Below are 15082 nucleotides of genomic sequence, written 5' to 3' on the forward strand. Positions count from 1 at the left end.
CCATGATCTCCGCCCACCTGGCGTACGCCTATCCTGAACTCATCCTCGCCGTCGGGGCCCTGGCCCTGCTGGTGGTGGGCGCCTTCATGCCCAAGCAGACCGGGCTGGTCGGCGGGGCGAGCGTGCTGGTCCTGCTGGCCGCCGCCGCCGCCGCCGCCACCCAGCCGTTCGGCGTGGCGTTCTCCGGCGGCCTGATCTCGGACGCCGCCGCCACCTTCTCCAAGGTCGCGATCTACGTGGCCTCGGCCGTGGCGATTCCGCTGGGACTGCCCTGGTTCGAACGGCGCGGGGTGAAGAACTTCGAGTACCCGGTGCTGATCCTGCTGGCGGCGCTGGGCATGGGCATGATGGCCTCGTCGGGCGACCTGATTTCGCTCTACGTCGGGGTCGAGCTGCACTCGCTGGCTCTCTACGTCATGGCGGCGATGCATCGGGACAACGCCAAGGCGTCGGAAGCGGGGCTGAAGTACTTCGTGCTGGGCGCCCTGTCGTCGGGCCTGCTGCTGTACGGCGCCAGCCTGATCTACGGCTTCGCGGGCTCGACCCTGTTCACCGAGATCGCGGCGGCCGCGGGCGACGAGGCCAACACCGGCCTGCTGTTCGGCTTGGTGTTCGTGATCTGCGGCCTGGCGTTCAAGGTCTCGGCCGCGCCGTTCCACATGTGGACGCCGGACGTCTACGAAGGGGCGCCGACGCCGGTCGTGGCCTTCTTCGCCGCGGCGCCCAAGCTGGCCGCCATGGTGCTGTTCGCCCGCGTGCTGGGCGACGCCTTCGCCGGCGCGGCGGGCCAGTGGCAGCAGGTGCTGGTGGCGATCGCCCTGATCTCGGTGGCGGTGGGCGCCTTCGCGGGCCTGGTGCAGAAGAACCTCAAGCGCCTCTGGGCCTATTCCTCGATCGCCAACGTGGGCTACGCCCTGCTGGGCCTGGCCTCGGGCACCAGCGAGGGCGTGCAGGCCATGCTGGTGTTCATGGTCCTCTACATGATCGACGTGACCGGCTTCTTCGCCTGTCTCGCGGCGCTGTCGCGGCAGGGGCGGTCGATGGAGACCGTCGAGGACATGGCCGGCCTGATCAAGGAACAGCCGGGCATCGCCCTGGCGATGACGGTCTTCTCCCTGTCGGCCCTGGGCCTGCCGCCCTTCTCCGGCTTCTTCGGGAAGGTGTTCGTGTTCAAGGCGGCCCTGGACGCGGGCCTGTGGGGGCCGGCGGTGATCGGCCTGGTGGGCTCGGTCGTGGCGGCCTTCTACTATCTGCGCCTGATCAAGGTGATGTGGTTCGACGGCAGCACCGGCGCCACCGACAAGCCGCCGTTCGAAGCCAAGGCCATCGCCATCGTAACGGCCCTGTTCGCCTTCCCGGTCGTGATCCTGGCGCTGGGCTGGCTGGACCCGCTGGCCGAGCGCGCGGCGCACGCCTTCGGCCTGGCCTAGCGCTTGGCGAGCCGCCCGCGGATCGAGTCGTACGTCGAGCTGGACTCCACGAACGCCGAGGCGCGCCGCCGCGCCGAGGCCGGGGAGGCGGGGCCGGTGTGGATCGCCGCGGGCGTGCAGACGGCGGGGCGCGGCCGGCGCGGGCGACCCTGGTCCACCGAGACGGGCAACCTCGCCGCCACCCTTCTGACCCTGACGGACCGTCCGCCCGCCGAGGCGGCGCAGCTGTCGTTCGTGGCGGCGCTGGCGGCCTGCGACCTCGCCGACACCTGCCTGGGCCCCGGCGCGGCGCGGCTGAAGTGGCCCAACGACGTGCTCGTGCATGGCCGCAAGGCGGTGGGCATCCTGGTGGAATCCGGCGCCCGGCCTGACGGGCGGCTGTGGCTGGCCGTCGGCGTGGGCGTGAACCTGAAGCACGCCCCTCAGGACCTGGAGCGACCGGCGACGGCCTTCGCCGACCACATGGCCGGCCCGGCGCCGGAGCCGCTGGTGGCGCTGGACGTGCTGGCGCAGGCCTTCGAGCGGTGGCGGAGCCTCTGGGCCACCCAAGGCTTCGCGCCGATCGCGGCGGGCTGGTCCGAGCGCGCCGTGGGCCTGGGTGAGCGCTGCGTGGCGCGCCTGCCGAACCGGACCGTCGAGGGCGTGGCCGAGGGGATGGACCCGGACGGGGCGCTGCGTCTGCGATTGGACGACGGCGGCCTGGAGCGCATAACGGCGGGCGACGTGTTCTTTGGAGGGACGTGAGTGCTGCTAGCGATCGAACAGGGCAACACCAACACCCTCTTCGCGGTGCATGACGGCACGTCCTGGATCGCCCAGTGGCGGGCGGCGACCGATTCCACCCGGACCGCGGACGAATACGCGGTCTGGCTGTCGCAGCTTTTGAACATGGCCGGCCTGGCGCTGGGCGCCTTCGACGGCTGCATCGTCTCCAGCGTCGTGCCGCAGTCGATCTTCAATCTTCGCAATCTGGCCCGGCGATACCTACATGTGGAGCCGCTGGTGATCGGCGAGAATGTCGATCTCGGCATTCCCGTGCGGATTGACAAGCCGTCCGAGGCGGGCGCGGACCGCCTGGTCAACGCCGTCGGCGCGCACGTGGTCTATCCCGGCCCGCTGATCGTCATCGACAGCGGCACCGCCACCACCTTCGACGTCATCGCCGCCGATGGCGGTTTCGAGGGCGGGGTGATCGCGCCGGGCATCAACCTGTCGATGGAAGCGCTGCACAGCGCGGCGGCCAAGCTGCCCCGCGTGGCGATCCAGCGGCCCCAGCGCGTCGTCGGCACGGACACCGTCGGCGCCATGCAGTCCGGGGTCTTCTGGGGCTACATCGCCCTGATCGAGGGCCTCATCGCCCGGATCAAGGCCGAGCGGGACGAGAATCTCACCGTGGTGGCGACCGGCGGCGTCGCTTCACTCTTCCATGGAGCGACAATGGCGATCGACCATTTCGACTCCGACCTCACCATTCGCGGCATGCTGGAAATCTGGCGCCGCAACGCAACGAAAAAGGCCTGATGGCGAAATCCAAGAACGACGAACTCGTGTTCCTGCCGCTCGGCGGGTCCAACGAGATCGGAATGAACTTCAACCTGTACGGCTTCGGGCCGGCGCACGACCGCAAGTGGATCGTCGTCGACCTGGGCGTGACGTTCGGCGACCAGACGACCCCGGGGGTCGAGGTGATCCTGCCGGACCCTGAGTACATCGAGCAGTACGCCGACCGCATCCTGGGCATCGTGCTGACCCACGCGCACGAGGACCATATCGGCGCGGTGGCCTGGCTGTGGCCGCGGATGAAGGCGCCGGTATACGCCACGCCCTTCACGGCCTTCATCCTGCGCGAGAAGCTGCGCGAGGCCGACCTCTTGGACGAGGTGTCGATCACCGAGGTGCCGCTGGGCGGCTCCATCGAGCTGGGCCCGTTCAAGCTGGACCTGATCACCCTGACCCATTCGATCCCGGAGCCGAACGGCCTGGCGATCCGCACGCCGCTGGGCACGATCCTGCACACCGGCGACTGGAAGATCGACCCCGACCCCCTGCTGGGCGGAGTGACCGACGAGGATGCCATCCGCCGGCTGGGCGACGAGGGCGTGCTGGCGATGGTCTGCGACTCCACCAACGTCTTCGTGGACGGCCATGCCGGTTCGGAGGCCGAGGTCCGCGTAGCCATGACCAACCTGATCGGCGGGCTGAAGGGCAAGGTGGCCGTCGCCTGCTTCGCGTCCAACGTGGCGCGGATGGACAGCGTGATCCGCGCCGCCGAGGCCGCGGGGCGTCGGGTCTGCCTGGCAGGCCGGTCGATGCACCGGATGGCGGCGGCGGCGAAGTCCGTGGGGCTGATGCAGGACATCCAGCCGTTCCTGGACGACACCGAGGCCAAGCACCTGCCCGAGAACAGGGTGCTGTACCTGTGCACCGGCAGCCAGGGCGAGCCGCGGGCGGCCCTGGCGCGGATCGCCGAGGGCACCCACCCGCACGTGAACCTGGGGGCGGGCGACTCCGTGGTGTTCTCCAGCCGGGTGATCCCCGGCAACGAGATCCCGATCCGCAACCTGCAGAACAAGCTGACCGAGCGGGGCGTGCGGCTCTACACCGAGCGCGACCATCCGGGCATCCACGTGAGCGGCCACCCGTGCCGCGACGAACTGGCCGAGATGTACCGGTGGGCGCGGCCGACCATCGCGGTGCCCACCCACGGCGAGCGCCGCCACCTGATGGAGCACGCCGCCTTCGCCCGCGACCTGCAGGTGCCGCAGCAGGTGACGCCGCGCAACGGCGACATGGTGCGCCTGGCCCCCGGCCGGGCCGAGATCATCGACGAGGTGCCGGCCGGCCGCCTGTTCGTGGACGCCGGGGTGATGACGCCCGAGAACGGCGAGGCCCTGCGCGAGCGTCGGCACGCGGCGTTCAACGGCGTGGTGGCGGTGTCGGTCGTTCTGGACGGCCGCGGCAAGATCGCCAGCGGGCCGCAGGTGCGGGCCCTGGGCCTGCCCACCGAGGACGAGGACCACCTGGACGAGGTGCTGGACGAGCTGGCCGACGAGGCGGAAGAGGCGATCAAGCGGCTGAAGGGCGACCAGAAGGAACTGGACGACAGCATCGAGACCGCGATCTCCCGCGCCGTGAAGAAGGCCAGCCAGCGGATCTGGGGCCGTCGGCCGGTCGTCGAGACGACGGTGCTGCGCATCTAGCTCGCCTGTTGCCCCGCGTTCGAAGCGCGGGTTTGATGGCGGGCGCGAGACGCGGGAAGCGCGCCGCTGCGTGGCAGGGGAGGCCGCTTCAGATGTCAGCGTACCGCGGCGTCCGCATCGTCGATTTCAGCCAGGGCGTGGCGGGGCCGATGGCGACCATGCTGCTGGGCGATCTCGAGGCCGAGGTGGTGAAGGTCGAGCCGCCGGGCGGCGACCGGATGGCGAGCCACCCGGGCTACCTCGCCTGGAACCGCAACAAGCAGGTGGTGACCCTGGACCTCGAGACGGGTGAGGGCCTGGCTGCGGCGAAGGCGCTGGTCGCCGGGGCGGACGTAGCGCTGTTCGACGCCGCGCCAGGGCGGCTGGAGGCGCTAGGACTCGACGGCGCGAACCTGACGGCGGCGTATCCGCACCTGGTCCACGCCTGGATGCCGCCCTACGGGACCACGGGCGTCTGGAGCGACCTGCCGGCGCACCACAGCCTGCTGGCCGGGCTGACGGGCGTGGCCTTTCGCCAGGGGGCGTGGAGCGATGCTCCCATCCACCTGGTGATCCCTATCTGCTGGTACGCCCAGGCGGTGCTGGGGGCCGGCGCCATCGGGGCGGCGCTGTTCGAACGTTCGCGTAGCGGCCGGGGCCAGGCCCTGACGGTCAGTGGCCTGCACGGCTCGGCGCAGGCGGCGCCGCCGGCCCTGGTGCTGAGCGAGCCGCCGCTGCCGCGGGGCACGCCGCCGGGGGCAAACCCGCGCTACCGCCTCTACCAGGGCTCGGACGGGGAATGGTTCTTCCTGGGCACGCTGTTCACCGGCTTCTATCGCAAGGCTTTCGAGGTCCTGGGCCTGGAGGACGCCTTCGACGCGCTGGAGGCCGACATGCTGGCGGCCCGCGACCTGCTCGAGGGCATGTTCTTGACCCGCACCCGCGACGAATGGCTGGCGGCGCTGCGGGCCAACGACGTGCCGTGCGCGCCGGTGGGATCGCGGGAAGCCTGGTTCGCCGGCGCGGCGGTGGCGGAGGGAGGCTTGCGGCTCGTGCTGCCGCATCCGGAGCTGGGGGAGGTCGCGATGCCGGCGCCGCCGGTGAAGTTCGGCGCGACGCCGGCCAGCGTCAGGGCGTTGCCGCAGGTGGTCGGCGAAGCCCCCGCCTGGCCTGCGAAGGGAGCCGATCCCGCCCGCGCCGCACCCGCCGGCGGACCGCTGGCCGGTGTCAGGGTATTGAACCTTGGGACGGTGATCGCCGGCGCCTATGCCGGGACGATCCTGGCGCAGCTTGGCGCCGACGTGATCAAGATCGAGCCGCGCGAGGCCGACATGTTCCGGTCCGACGGCTCGCAGTTCCTGGCCTACAACCGGGGGACCCGGGGGCTTGGCCTCGACCTCAAGCGCCCGGAGGGCCGGGACCTGCTTCTGGATCTGGTCCGCGGCGCCGACGTGGTGATCGACAACTACCGGCTGGGCGTGCGCGGGCGTCTCGGGATCGACTATGCGGCGCTGAAGGCGGTGAACCCGCGGATCGTGTCCTGCTCGATCAACGCCTATGGCGAGACCGGCGCGCGGGCGGCCCTGCCGGGGTTCGACCCGCTGCTGCAGGCCGAGGGCGGGATGATGGCGGCGCAGGGTGGGGACGGTGATCCGATCCTGCACACCATCGCGGTGAACGATATCGCCACGGCGGCGACGGTCGCTTCGGCGGTCGTGGCGGCGCTGAACGCGCGGGAACGGACCGGAGAGGGGCAGGAGGTCCTGACCAGCCTGATGGCCCAGAGCCTGCTCTTCCAGTCGGGCGAGCTGGTGACCTACGACGGGCGGCCGCCGAACGACCTGGGCGGGGTCGACTGCCTGGGGGTGTCCGCGTTGCATCGCTACTACGCCTGCACCGACGGCTGGATCGGGCTGGTGGCGGAGACGGCGGACGCGGCGCAGGCCGTGGGCCGCGTCCTGGGCGTGGAGATCGGGGAGGCGCCGCTGGCCGAGCCGCGGGATGGGGCCCTGGCCGAGCGGATCGCCGCGGCGCTGGCGGAGTGGATCCGGGCCGAGGCGCTGGCGGCGCTGCGGAGCGCGGGGGTCGCGGCGGCGCCGGTCCTGCGCGGCGGCGAGGCGCTGGATGACGATTTCCTGGCGCAGAACGGTTTCGTGGAAGGCTGGGCGCATCCGCGGCTGGGGCCGATGGTCACCGCAAAGGGCTACGCCGAGTTCAGCCGCACGCCGGGTGGGTTCCGTCGCCCGACGCCGGACCTGGGCCAACATTCGGCGGAGGTGCTGGCCGACTACGGGATCGCGCCGGACCGGATCGCCGCGCTGATGGCGGCGGGGGCCGTGTTCTAAGGCCGCACCTCGTGCCGCAACGTGATCTCGCGCGCCGGCCCGCGGCGGCGTATAGGCGAGGCATGATCGGGAAACTGAACCACGTGGGCGTCGCCACGCCCTCCATCGAGCAGTCGGTCGCCATGTACCGCGACATGCTGGGCGCCACGAAGATCGGCGAGAAGTTCGCCATGCCGGAGCAGGGCGTCTGGGTCTGTTTCGTGGATCTGCCGAACAGCCAGATCGAGCTGATCGAGCCCTATGGCGAGGCCTCGCCGCTGAAGAACTTCCTGGAGAAGAACCCGGCGGGCGGCCAGCACCACATCTGCTTCGAGGTGGAGAACATCGAGGCGGCGCGCGACGACTTGGTCGCCAAGGGCGCCACCGTGCTGAACGGCGGCAAGCCGCGGATCGGCGCGCATGGCGCCCCGGTGATCTTCGTCCACCCGAAGAACATGGGCGGCGTCCTGGTCGAGCTGATGGAAACGCCGAAGGGCGCGCACTGAGATGGGCCCGTTCACCTCCGTCGCGATCTTCCTGACCATCTGGTGGACGGTGCTGTTCGCCGTCCTGCCCCTGGGCGTGACCAGCCATGCCGAGGCCGGGATCGACAAGGGCGACGGCGGCGATCCGGGCGCGCCGGTGGACCCCAAGCTGAAGAAGAAGTTCGTGACCACGACGCTGGTCTCGGTCGTCCTGTTCGCCATCGTCTGGCTGGTGATAAAGTTCGGCCTGATCACGTTGCCGAACTTGCCCAGCACCTACTGAGGAACCGGAAAGCCGCCTCATCGTTGCCAAGGTTCCAGCGGCAAGGCTATCAGGTCGCCTCCTGCTGACCTGAGAGCCCCAGATTCCAATGCGCCTTTCGCGATACTTCATGCCGACCCTTCGCGAGGCGCCCGCCGACGCGCAGATCGTGTCGCATCAATTGATGCTGCGTGCGGGCCTGATCCGCCAGGAGGCGGCCGGCATCTACGCCTGGCTGCCGCTGGGCCTGAAGGTGCTGAAGAAGATCGAGCAGGTTGTGCGCGAGGAGATGAACCGCGCCGGCGCCGTCGAGATCCTGATGCCGACCCTGCAACTCGCCGACCTGTGGCGCGAGAGCGGCCGGTACGAGGCCTATGGCGACGAGATGCTGCGCATCAAGGACCGCCACGAGCGGGACCTGCTGTACGGCCCCACGGCGGAGGAGGTGGTGACCGACATCTTCCGCAGCTACATCAAGTCGTACAAGGACTTGCCGAAGAATCTTTACAACATCCAGTGGAAATTCCGCGACGAGCGCCGGCCCCGGTTCGGGGTGATGCGCGGCCGCGAGTTCCTGATGAAGGACGCCTACAGCTTCGACATCGACGAGGCGGCGGCGCGGCGGTCGTACAACCGGATGTTCCTGGCCTATCTGAACGTCTATGCGCGGCTGGGGCTGAAGGCGATCCCCGTGCGGGCCGACACTGGTCCGATCGGCGGCGACCTCAGCCACGAGTTCATCATCCTGGCCGAGACCGGCGAGAGCGAAGTGTTCGCGCACCGCGACCTGGTCGAGATGGGCGCGCCCGGGCCCGACATCGACTGGGAGGGAGACCTGCAGCCGCTGGTCGACAAGCGCACCCAGCTCTACGCCGCCTCGGACGAGATGCACGATGCGGCCGCCTACGAGGCCCTGCCCGAGGACAAGCGGATGACCGCCCGCGGGATCGAGGTGGGTCACATCTTCTATTTCGGCACGAAGTACTCCGCGCCGATGAAGGCCAACGTCACCGGCCCGGACGGCAAGGACACGCCGGTGCAGATGGGCTCGTACGGCGTGGGCGTTTCGCGGCTGGTGGGCGGGATCATCGAGGCCAGCCACGATGACGCCGGCATCATCTGGCCCGACGCCGTGGCGCCCTTCGGGGCCGCGGTGCTGAACCTGCGCGTCGGCGACGCCGGCTGCGACGCGGTGTGCGAGCAGGCCTACAAGGCGCTTTCGGACGCCGGCCTCGACCCGCTGTACGACGACCGCGACGACCGGCCCGGCGCCAAGTTCGCGGCCACTGACCTGGTGGGCATCCCTTGGCAGATCATCGTCGGGCCCAAGAGCGTGGCCGAGGGCGTCGTCGAGCTGAAGCGCCGGGCCGGCGGCGAACGCCAGACCCTGCCGCTGGACGCGGCGCTCAAGGTCATCACTGGATGAGCCAACCCTCCGCCGTCACGGGCGGCCGCGCCGCGCCGTTCGGCCTTTGGGAGCGGATGCTCGCCGGCCGCTACCTGCGCGCCAAACGGCATCAGGGCGGCGTGGCGCTGATCTCGATCATCTCATTCGTCGGCATCATGCTGGCGGTGGCGACGCTGATCATCGTGATGTCGGTGATGAACGGGTTCCGCAGCGAGCTGCTGGGCCGGATCCTCGGCTTCCAGGGCCATGTGTTCGTCACCGGCGGCGTGCTGGACGGCGCCGAGCGCGACCGGGCGACGGCGGCGATCCTCAAGGTGCCGGGCGTCACCCAGGCGGCGCCGATCATCGAGGCCCAGGCCATCGCCATCGGACCCAGCCAGATCACCGGCGCCCTCGTGCGCGGGATCGGGCCCAAGGACCTGCGCGAAACGACACTGGTCTCGGGCAACATCACCCAGGGATCGCTGAAGGGCTTCGGCGAGGGCGAATACGGCGGCGACGTGATCGTGCTGGGCGAGCGGCTGGCGCAGCAGCTGGGCGTGCGGCCGGGCGACACGGTGACCCTGATCTCCCCGGCGGGCGGCGCGACTGCGTTCGGGGGTACGCCCTTGCAGAAGCCCTACACGGTGGGCGCCACCTTCAGCGTCGGGATGAGCCAGTACGATCAGGCCTATATCTACATGCCGCTGGCCCAGGCCCAGCTGTTCTTCGGCCGGGAAGACACGGCGGACGCCATCGAGGTGCGGGTGAGCAACCCGGACCAAGCCGCGAAGCTGAAAGGGCCGATCACGAAAGCCGTTGGGCCTGCCGCGATCGTCAACGACTGGACCCAGCGGGACAGCTCGTTCTGGGGCGCGCTGAAGGTCGAGCGCAATGTGATGCGGCTGATCCTGATGCTGCTGGTGGCCATCGCGGCCATGAACATCATCTCGGGCCTGGTCATGCTGGTGAAGAACAAGGGCCGGGACATCGCCATCCTGCGGACCATGGGGGCGGGGCAGGGGTCGATCCTGCGCATCTTCTTCATGGCCGGCGCCGGGGTCGGCGCGCTGGGCACGGCGGCGGGCCTGATCATCGGCGTGCTGTTCTGCGCCTACATCGGGCCGATCCAGGGCTTCGTCGAATACGTCACCGGCCAGGCGGTGTTCGCCTCGGACGTCTATTACCTGTCGCGCATCCCGGCCAAGGTGGACTGGGCCGAGGTGGCCCTGATCGTCTCCTGGTCGCTGGGGATGAGCTTCCTGGCCACCCTGCCGCCCTCGTGGCGGGCCTCGCGCCTCGATCCGGTGGAGGCGCTGCGCTATGAGTGAGCCGGTGCTGTCCATCCGCGGGCTGGAGCGGACCTATGTCACGGCCGCCGGCGCCCTGACCGTCTTGCGCGGGGTGGACCTGGACGTGCGGCCCGGCGAGATCGTCGGGCTGATCGGGCCGTCGGGCTCGGGCAAGTCCAGCCTGCTGCACGCGGCGGGCCTGCTGGAGCATCCCAACGCCGGCAAGATCTCGATCCAGGGCGTGGACTGCTCGAACCTGGGCGAGCGCGAACGCACCCGGGTGCGCCTGGCGACCATCGGCTTCGTCTACCAGTTCCACCACCTGCTGCCGGAGTTCTCGGCGCTGGACAACGTGGCCCTGCCGATGATGATCGCCGGCGTCGACCGGCGCACGGCCAGCGAGCGGGCGACCAAGCTCCTGGCGGACCTGGGCCTGAAGGAGCGGGTGCATCACCAGCCGGCCCAACTGTCGGGCGGCGAGCAGCAGCGGGTGGCGATCGCGCGGGCCCTGGCCAATGCGCCGCGGCTGCTGCTGGCGGACGAACCCACCGGCAACCTCGACCCGACGACCTCGGGGGCCGTGTTCGAAAACCTCTACGCCCTGGCGAGAAGCCAAGGGGTGGCCGCGGTGGTCGCCACCCACAACCTCGAACTCGCCAGCCACATGGACCGGGTGTTCGCCCTGAAGGACGGCCACCTGGAAGAGCAGCCGCGCTAAGTTCGCGGTGGGGCATGGGCCCAACCGTGCGATCGGGCCTGAACCGCCGCGCACCGACGCCCAAGGCCGCGCCGAACCGTGTCGGTTGTGCGACGGACGGCGCCGGTAGGTCTGGCGAACGCGCCGATGGCCAACTACCAAATCGGGCTCGTCCAGGACGTCGCATGCCCGCACGATTTGCTCTTTCGCCGCCCCCGGCCCGCGTGGCGTTCTGGGCCGGGATCTTCTGGTCTGCCTTCATCGCCCACAGCCTGCTGTACAAGGTGGTGCTCGACCCGGACGAGACGGCGCCCGCAACCGTGATCCTGCGAAGCCTGCACCTCAACGGGCTCATCGTGCTGCTGGGTGCAGGCCTCAGCGTCGCCACCTGGCCTCTGCTAGTGCGCATCTCCCGGCAGACTTCGAGACTCCAGGCCCTCGCCGCCCTGGGCCTCATCGCAGGGCTGAGCCTGGTGTTCGAGCCCCTGCAGAGGCTCACCGTCGGGGAGCTCGGCGGCGCCCGGAAGATCGCCGGCTTCACCTGGACCGAGGCGGCCAAGGCCTGGTTGTTCTGGATCGCTCCGTTCGGTCTTTGGATGGTCGGCGGTCTGGCGCTGCTGCATCAGGCCCGCGCGCGCGACCGAGAACGAAGCCTGTCCGCCGCCAAGGCGGAAGGGCAGGCCGCCCAGATGCGCGCGCTGCACTATCAGATCAGCCCGCACTTCCTCTTCAACACGCTGAACTCGATATCTGCGCTGATCCTCTCGCGCCGATATCGGCAAGCCGAGGCGATGGTGACGGACTTGGCTCGGTTCTTCCGAGCCACCCTGGACACCGATCCCCTGGCCGACGCGCGTCTCGCCGACGAGATCGAACTGCAGCGCCGCTATCTGGCGATCGAGCAGGTGCGATTCGCCGACTTTCTGGACGTGGTCTTCGAAACGCCGCCGGATCTGGCGGATGCGGCCGTGCCGCCGCTGATCCTGCAGCCGCTCATCGAAAATGCGATCAAGCATGGATTGCACGGGCCGGGGCGGCTGACGACCGTGCGACTGTCGGCCGCCCGCGATGGCGGCGAGTTGGTTCTGACGGTGGAAGACGACGGACGCGGCCCGCGCGATCACGATGTGACCCTGGGCGTGGGCTTGTCCAACGTGACGGCGCGGCTGGCCGCGCGGTTCGCCGGGCGCGCGCAGATGCGGGTCGAGCGGTGCGCGCCCGGGTTTCGGGTCACGCTACGCCTCCCATTGCTTTGGCTGCCACCGGCGAAGGCGCTCGCGTGAGGAAGCTGCGCGCGCTGGCGGTGGACGACGAGGCGTTGGCCTTGATGCGGCTCGAGGCGCTGCTTCGGCGCATCGCCGGGGTCGAACTGGTCGCCGTGGCCCGGACGGCCTCCGAGGCGCTGGCGCGGCTGGCGGAGGGCGGGATCGACGTGGTCCTGCTCGACATCCGACTCACAGGCAGCGACGGGTTCGAGGTGGCTGCGGCGCTACGCGCCCCGGCGGCTCCCCAGGTGATCTTCGTCACCAGTTTCGACGAGTATGCGGTACGGGCCTTCGACGTCGCGGCCACCGATTTCCTCATGAAGCCGGTGGAGGCGGCGCGGCTCAGCGTGGCGTTGGAGCGGGCCCGGGAGGTGGTGCGGAGTCGGGCGGCGATTGCGCAGCAGTCGCAGGGGGCCGTCCAGGATCGGGCCATCTGGCTGGCGCTCCGGGACGGCGCGGTGCAGGTTCGGCTGTCCGAAATCCTCTATGTGGAAGCGGAGGGCGACTATGTCCGCGTCCATACGGAGGGGACCGCGCACTTCCTGCGACGGACGATCGGCGGGCTGGCCGCCGAACTGGACCCCACCCGGTTCCTGCGGATCAGTCGATCCGCCATCGTGCAGATCGCCCGGCTCAAGGCCGTGGCCCGTCGCGGGCGTCGCGGCGTCTGGGTGGCGCTGGACGACGGTCGCGAACTGAAGGTCGGTCGGACCTATGAGGGCGACGTCTGGCGCAGGCTGGCCTGAGCCGATCTCGCGCCCGCCGCCCCGAGGGCAGCGGGCGCGGCGCCGTTCAGGCGGCCTGGAGGCGGCGCCGGGCCCGCAGCGCCGTGCCGGCCATGCCAAAGCCGCCAATCAGCAGCGCCCATGTCGCGGGCTCGGGCACGGCGGTGACGTCGGCGGCTCTCATGGCGACGTTGTCCAGCCGGACAGTGTCGACGCCTGAGGACCAGTCCCCCATGACCATCACGAACTCGAGGTCGGCCATGATCGCGGCGAACAGGTCCTCGGAGACCGGGCCGACCACATTGCCGATGGAGCCCACGTAGAAGTTGGCCGCGGTGAGCTGGACACTGAACGGCGCCAGGCTGGACCCCGGCAGGCCGTCCCAGCGGCTGAAGATGCGCTGGTTGCCGGCGCCCTTGAGGACCACGAGGGAGCGTTCGTCATAGGACCTGCGGTTCGCCGAGAGCTCGAAATCGAAGGAGCCGCCGAGATAGTCCGACATATCGCCCAGATAGGCGGTCGGGGCGACGAAGCCCCAGCCGGCAAGACCGTGCGTCTTGGTGATGCTGCCGGTCGTGGCGTCGTACGTGACGTCCTGCCGGGCCGAGTTGTCGTAGGCGCCGAAGCGCCAACCGTCGCTGCCGGTGTCGAACGTTGAGGTGATCGTGGTCGCCGCGGCGGCGCCGGAGGCGCCGAGCACGACGAAGGCGGCGGCTGCGGCCGCCAGACTTGCTCTGAACACAGGGGGGACTCCTTACAAACCGGGGCGCAGACGCCGCGCCCATCCGGTGGTAGGCGCGGCGGCGCGCTGGACGCGAACCCCTTGCGGCGAAGCGTGGCGACGGCGGGCCGAAGCGCGGCGGCCCGACACGCCCGAGACTGCCACCGCAACGCGCGCGGCGCGCTTTGAGGCCTGACCTTGCCCAGATGGCTTGGCGGCCCGCGGCGGATCGGCTCACATCGGCGGCATGCGCCTGATCATCGATACGGATACCGCCGGCGACGATGTCTTCTCGCTGATGATCGCCCTTACGCGGCCGGGCGTGAGCGTGGAGGCCATCACCATCGCCCACGGCAACGTGGGCTTCGCCCAGCACGCGGAGAACGCCCTGGCGACGCTTGAGGCGTGTGGGCGGGCGGCCGAGGTTCCGGTCTATCTGGGCGCGGAGCGGCCGCTCAGCCGCGCCCCGCTGGCGGCGAGCTATGTGTTCGGGGCCGACGGCATGAGCGACAGCGGCTTTCCGCGCGCCGCGCAGCGGCCGGAGCCGGGGGAGGCGGCCGACCAGATCGTCCGGCGGATCATGGCCGAGCCGGGCGAGATCACCCTGTTGGCCCAGGCGCCGCTGACCAACCTGGCGCTGGCGGTGATGACGGAGCCCCGGATCGCGCAGGCGTGCCGCCATCTCTGGATCATGGGCGGGACCGACAACGGGGTCGGCAACGTGACGCCTGCGGCCGAGTACAACCTCTATGTGGATCCCGAGGCGGCGAAGATCGTGCTGGCGGCCGGGTTCGACGTCTCGATCGTCACCTGGACCGTGACCCTGCGCGACGGCCTGTTCACCGCGGACCAACTGGCCGAGCTGGCCGCGCTGCAGACGCCGCGGTCGCGGTTCTTCACGGCGGTGAACCGCGCCTCGCTCGATTTCGCGCAGAAGACGCAAGGGCTGGGCGGCAGCCTGCACCCGGACGCCCTGACGTGCGCGCTGGCGCTGGACGAGGCGCTGATCCTGGATGCGGAGATGTGCGCCGTGGACGTGGAGACCAAGGGCGAGCTCACCCGCGGCTATCTCAGCGTCTCGCACCCGATCCTGCCCGACGCGGAGCTCGCGGACCCCGAACTCGTACGCAAGCCTCCGAACGCCCGGGTGATCAAGTCCGCCGACCGCGAAGGCTTCTTCGCGGCGATGAAGGCGGCGCTGGCCTAGGACGGGAAGCCCGGGCGGGCGGCGGCTTGATTTTTCGCCGCTTTCCCCCTACATGCGCCGCTCCAATCCACACGCAGGTGTTCGGCTTGGCCGGGGAGACATCCCGTC

Annotated in this window: 13 protein-coding genes and 1 pseudogene; 13 read left to right on the top strand and 1 reads right to left on the bottom strand. The window is 70.2% G+C overall.

The features are described 5' to 3' along the window. The first annotated feature begins 2 nt into the window (after positions 1 to 2). From nuoN to AX721_RS07585, 12 genes and pseudogenes are all read left to right on the top strand, one after another. Positions 3 to 1430, top strand: coding sequence for an NADH-quinone oxidoreductase subunit NuoN (gene nuoN / locus AX721_RS07530; protein WP_068875399.1), 1428 nt, complete (start codon positions 3 to 5; stop codon positions 1428 to 1430). 3 nt (positions 1431 to 1433) lie between these two features. Beyond that, a complete protein-coding gene (locus tag AX721_RS07535; RefSeq protein WP_068875400.1) occupies positions 1434 to 2174 on the top strand; it encodes a biotin--[acetyl-CoA-carboxylase] ligase in 741 nt (246 codons plus the stop codon). Further along, a complete protein-coding gene (locus AX721_RS07540) occupies positions 2175 to 2951 on the top strand; it encodes a type III pantothenate kinase (protein ID WP_068875401.1) in 777 nt (258 codons plus the stop codon). After that, positions 2951 to 4630, top strand: a complete 1680-nt coding sequence (locus tag AX721_RS07545; RefSeq protein WP_068875402.1) for a ribonuclease J — start codon at positions 2951 to 2953, stop codon at positions 4628 to 4630. Before AX721_RS07540 ends, AX721_RS07545 begins: the two co-directional genes overlap by 1 nt. 92 nt (positions 4631 to 4722) lie before the next feature. Further along, on the top strand, positions 4723 to 6954 hold the full coding sequence (locus tag AX721_RS07550; protein WP_068875403.1) for a CoA transferase: 2232 nt from the start codon (positions 4723 to 4725) through the stop codon (positions 6952 to 6954). A gap of 62 nt (positions 6955 to 7016) precedes the next feature. Next, the gene (gene mce, locus AX721_RS07555) at positions 7017 to 7439 is read left to right on the top strand and encodes a methylmalonyl-CoA epimerase (RefSeq protein ID WP_068875404.1); all 423 of its coding nucleotides are present in this window, start codon (positions 7017 to 7019) and stop codon (positions 7437 to 7439) included. Between the two features lies 1 nt (position 7440). Next, positions 7441 to 7701, top strand: coding sequence for a DUF1467 family protein (locus AX721_RS07560; RefSeq protein WP_068875405.1), 261 nt, complete (start codon positions 7441 to 7443; stop codon positions 7699 to 7701). Between the two features lie 88 nt (positions 7702 to 7789). After that, a complete protein-coding gene (gene proS, locus AX721_RS07565) occupies positions 7790 to 9106 on the top strand; it encodes a proline--tRNA ligase (protein WP_068875406.1) in 1317 nt (438 codons plus the stop codon). Beyond that, a complete protein-coding gene (locus AX721_RS07570; protein ID WP_068875407.1) occupies positions 9103 to 10398 on the top strand; it encodes a lipoprotein-releasing ABC transporter permease subunit in 1296 nt (431 codons plus the stop codon). Before proS ends, AX721_RS07570 begins: the two co-directional genes overlap by 4 nt. After that, a pseudogene (locus AX721_RS07575) lies at positions 10391 to 10921 on the top strand (ABC transporter ATP-binding protein); the annotation flags it as partial. The gene AX721_RS07570 and the pseudogene AX721_RS07575, both read left to right, overlap by 8 nt. 359 nt (positions 10922 to 11280) lie before the next feature. Further along, positions 11281 to 12339, top strand: a complete 1059-nt coding sequence (locus tag AX721_RS07580) for a sensor histidine kinase (protein WP_068875409.1) — start codon at positions 11281 to 11283, stop codon at positions 12337 to 12339. Then, positions 12336 to 13067 (top strand): LytTR family DNA-binding domain-containing protein, encoded by a 732-nt coding sequence (locus tag AX721_RS07585; protein WP_068875410.1) that lies wholly within the window; start codon positions 12336 to 12338, stop codon positions 13065 to 13067. The genes AX721_RS07580 and AX721_RS07585 overlap by 4 nt, the downstream gene beginning before the upstream one ends. 46 nt (positions 13068 to 13113) lie before the next feature. Here AX721_RS07585 and AX721_RS07590 read toward each other — a convergent pair whose 3' ends face one another. After that, a complete protein-coding gene (locus AX721_RS07590) occupies positions 13114 to 13788 on the bottom strand; it encodes a PEPxxWA-CTERM sorting domain-containing protein (RefSeq protein WP_068875411.1) in 675 nt (224 codons plus the stop codon). Between the two features lie 226 nt (positions 13789 to 14014). Here AX721_RS07590 and AX721_RS07595 point away from each other — a divergent pair, with 226 nt between their 5' ends. Further along, positions 14015 to 14974 carry a nucleoside hydrolase gene (locus AX721_RS07595; protein ID WP_068875473.1) on the top strand — a complete coding sequence of 320 codons (960 nt, stop codon included), beginning with the start codon at positions 14015 to 14017 and terminating at the stop codon, positions 14972 to 14974. The last annotated feature ends 108 nt before the right edge of the window (positions 14975 to 15082 follow it).

The organism is Phenylobacterium sp. CCH9-H3, assembly GCF_001557235.1.
Taxonomy (GTDB): domain Bacteria; phylum Pseudomonadota; class Alphaproteobacteria; order Caulobacterales; family Caulobacteraceae; genus Phenylobacterium.

What these genes read in the sequence shown, in the direction of transcription:
- nuoN (WP_068875399.1), top strand. Translation starts at nt 3, where the DNA reads ATGATCTCCGCCCACCTGGCGTACGCCTATCCTGAACTCATCCTCGCC.
- AX721_RS07595 (WP_068875473.1), top strand. Translation starts at nt 14,015, where the DNA reads ATGCGCCTGATCATCGATACGGATACCGCCGGCGACGATGTCTTCTCG.
- AX721_RS07570 (WP_068875407.1), top strand. Translation starts at nt 9,103, where the DNA reads ATGAGCCAACCCTCCGCCGTCACGGGCGGCCGCGCCGCGCCGTTCGGC.
- AX721_RS07560 (WP_068875405.1), top strand. Translation starts at nt 7,441, where the DNA reads ATGGGCCCGTTCACCTCCGTCGCGATCTTCCTGACCATCTGGTGGACG.
- AX721_RS07550 (WP_068875403.1), top strand. Translation starts at nt 4,723, where the DNA reads ATGTCAGCGTACCGCGGCGTCCGCATCGTCGATTTCAGCCAGGGCGTG.
- AX721_RS07545 (WP_068875402.1), top strand. Translation starts at nt 2,951, where the DNA reads ATGGCGAAATCCAAGAACGACGAACTCGTGTTCCTGCCGCTCGGCGGG.
- mce (WP_068875404.1), top strand. Translation starts at nt 7,017, where the DNA reads ATGATCGGGAAACTGAACCACGTGGGCGTCGCCACGCCCTCCATCGAG.
- proS (WP_068875406.1), top strand. Translation starts at nt 7,790, where the DNA reads ATGCGCCTTTCGCGATACTTCATGCCGACCCTTCGCGAGGCGCCCGCC.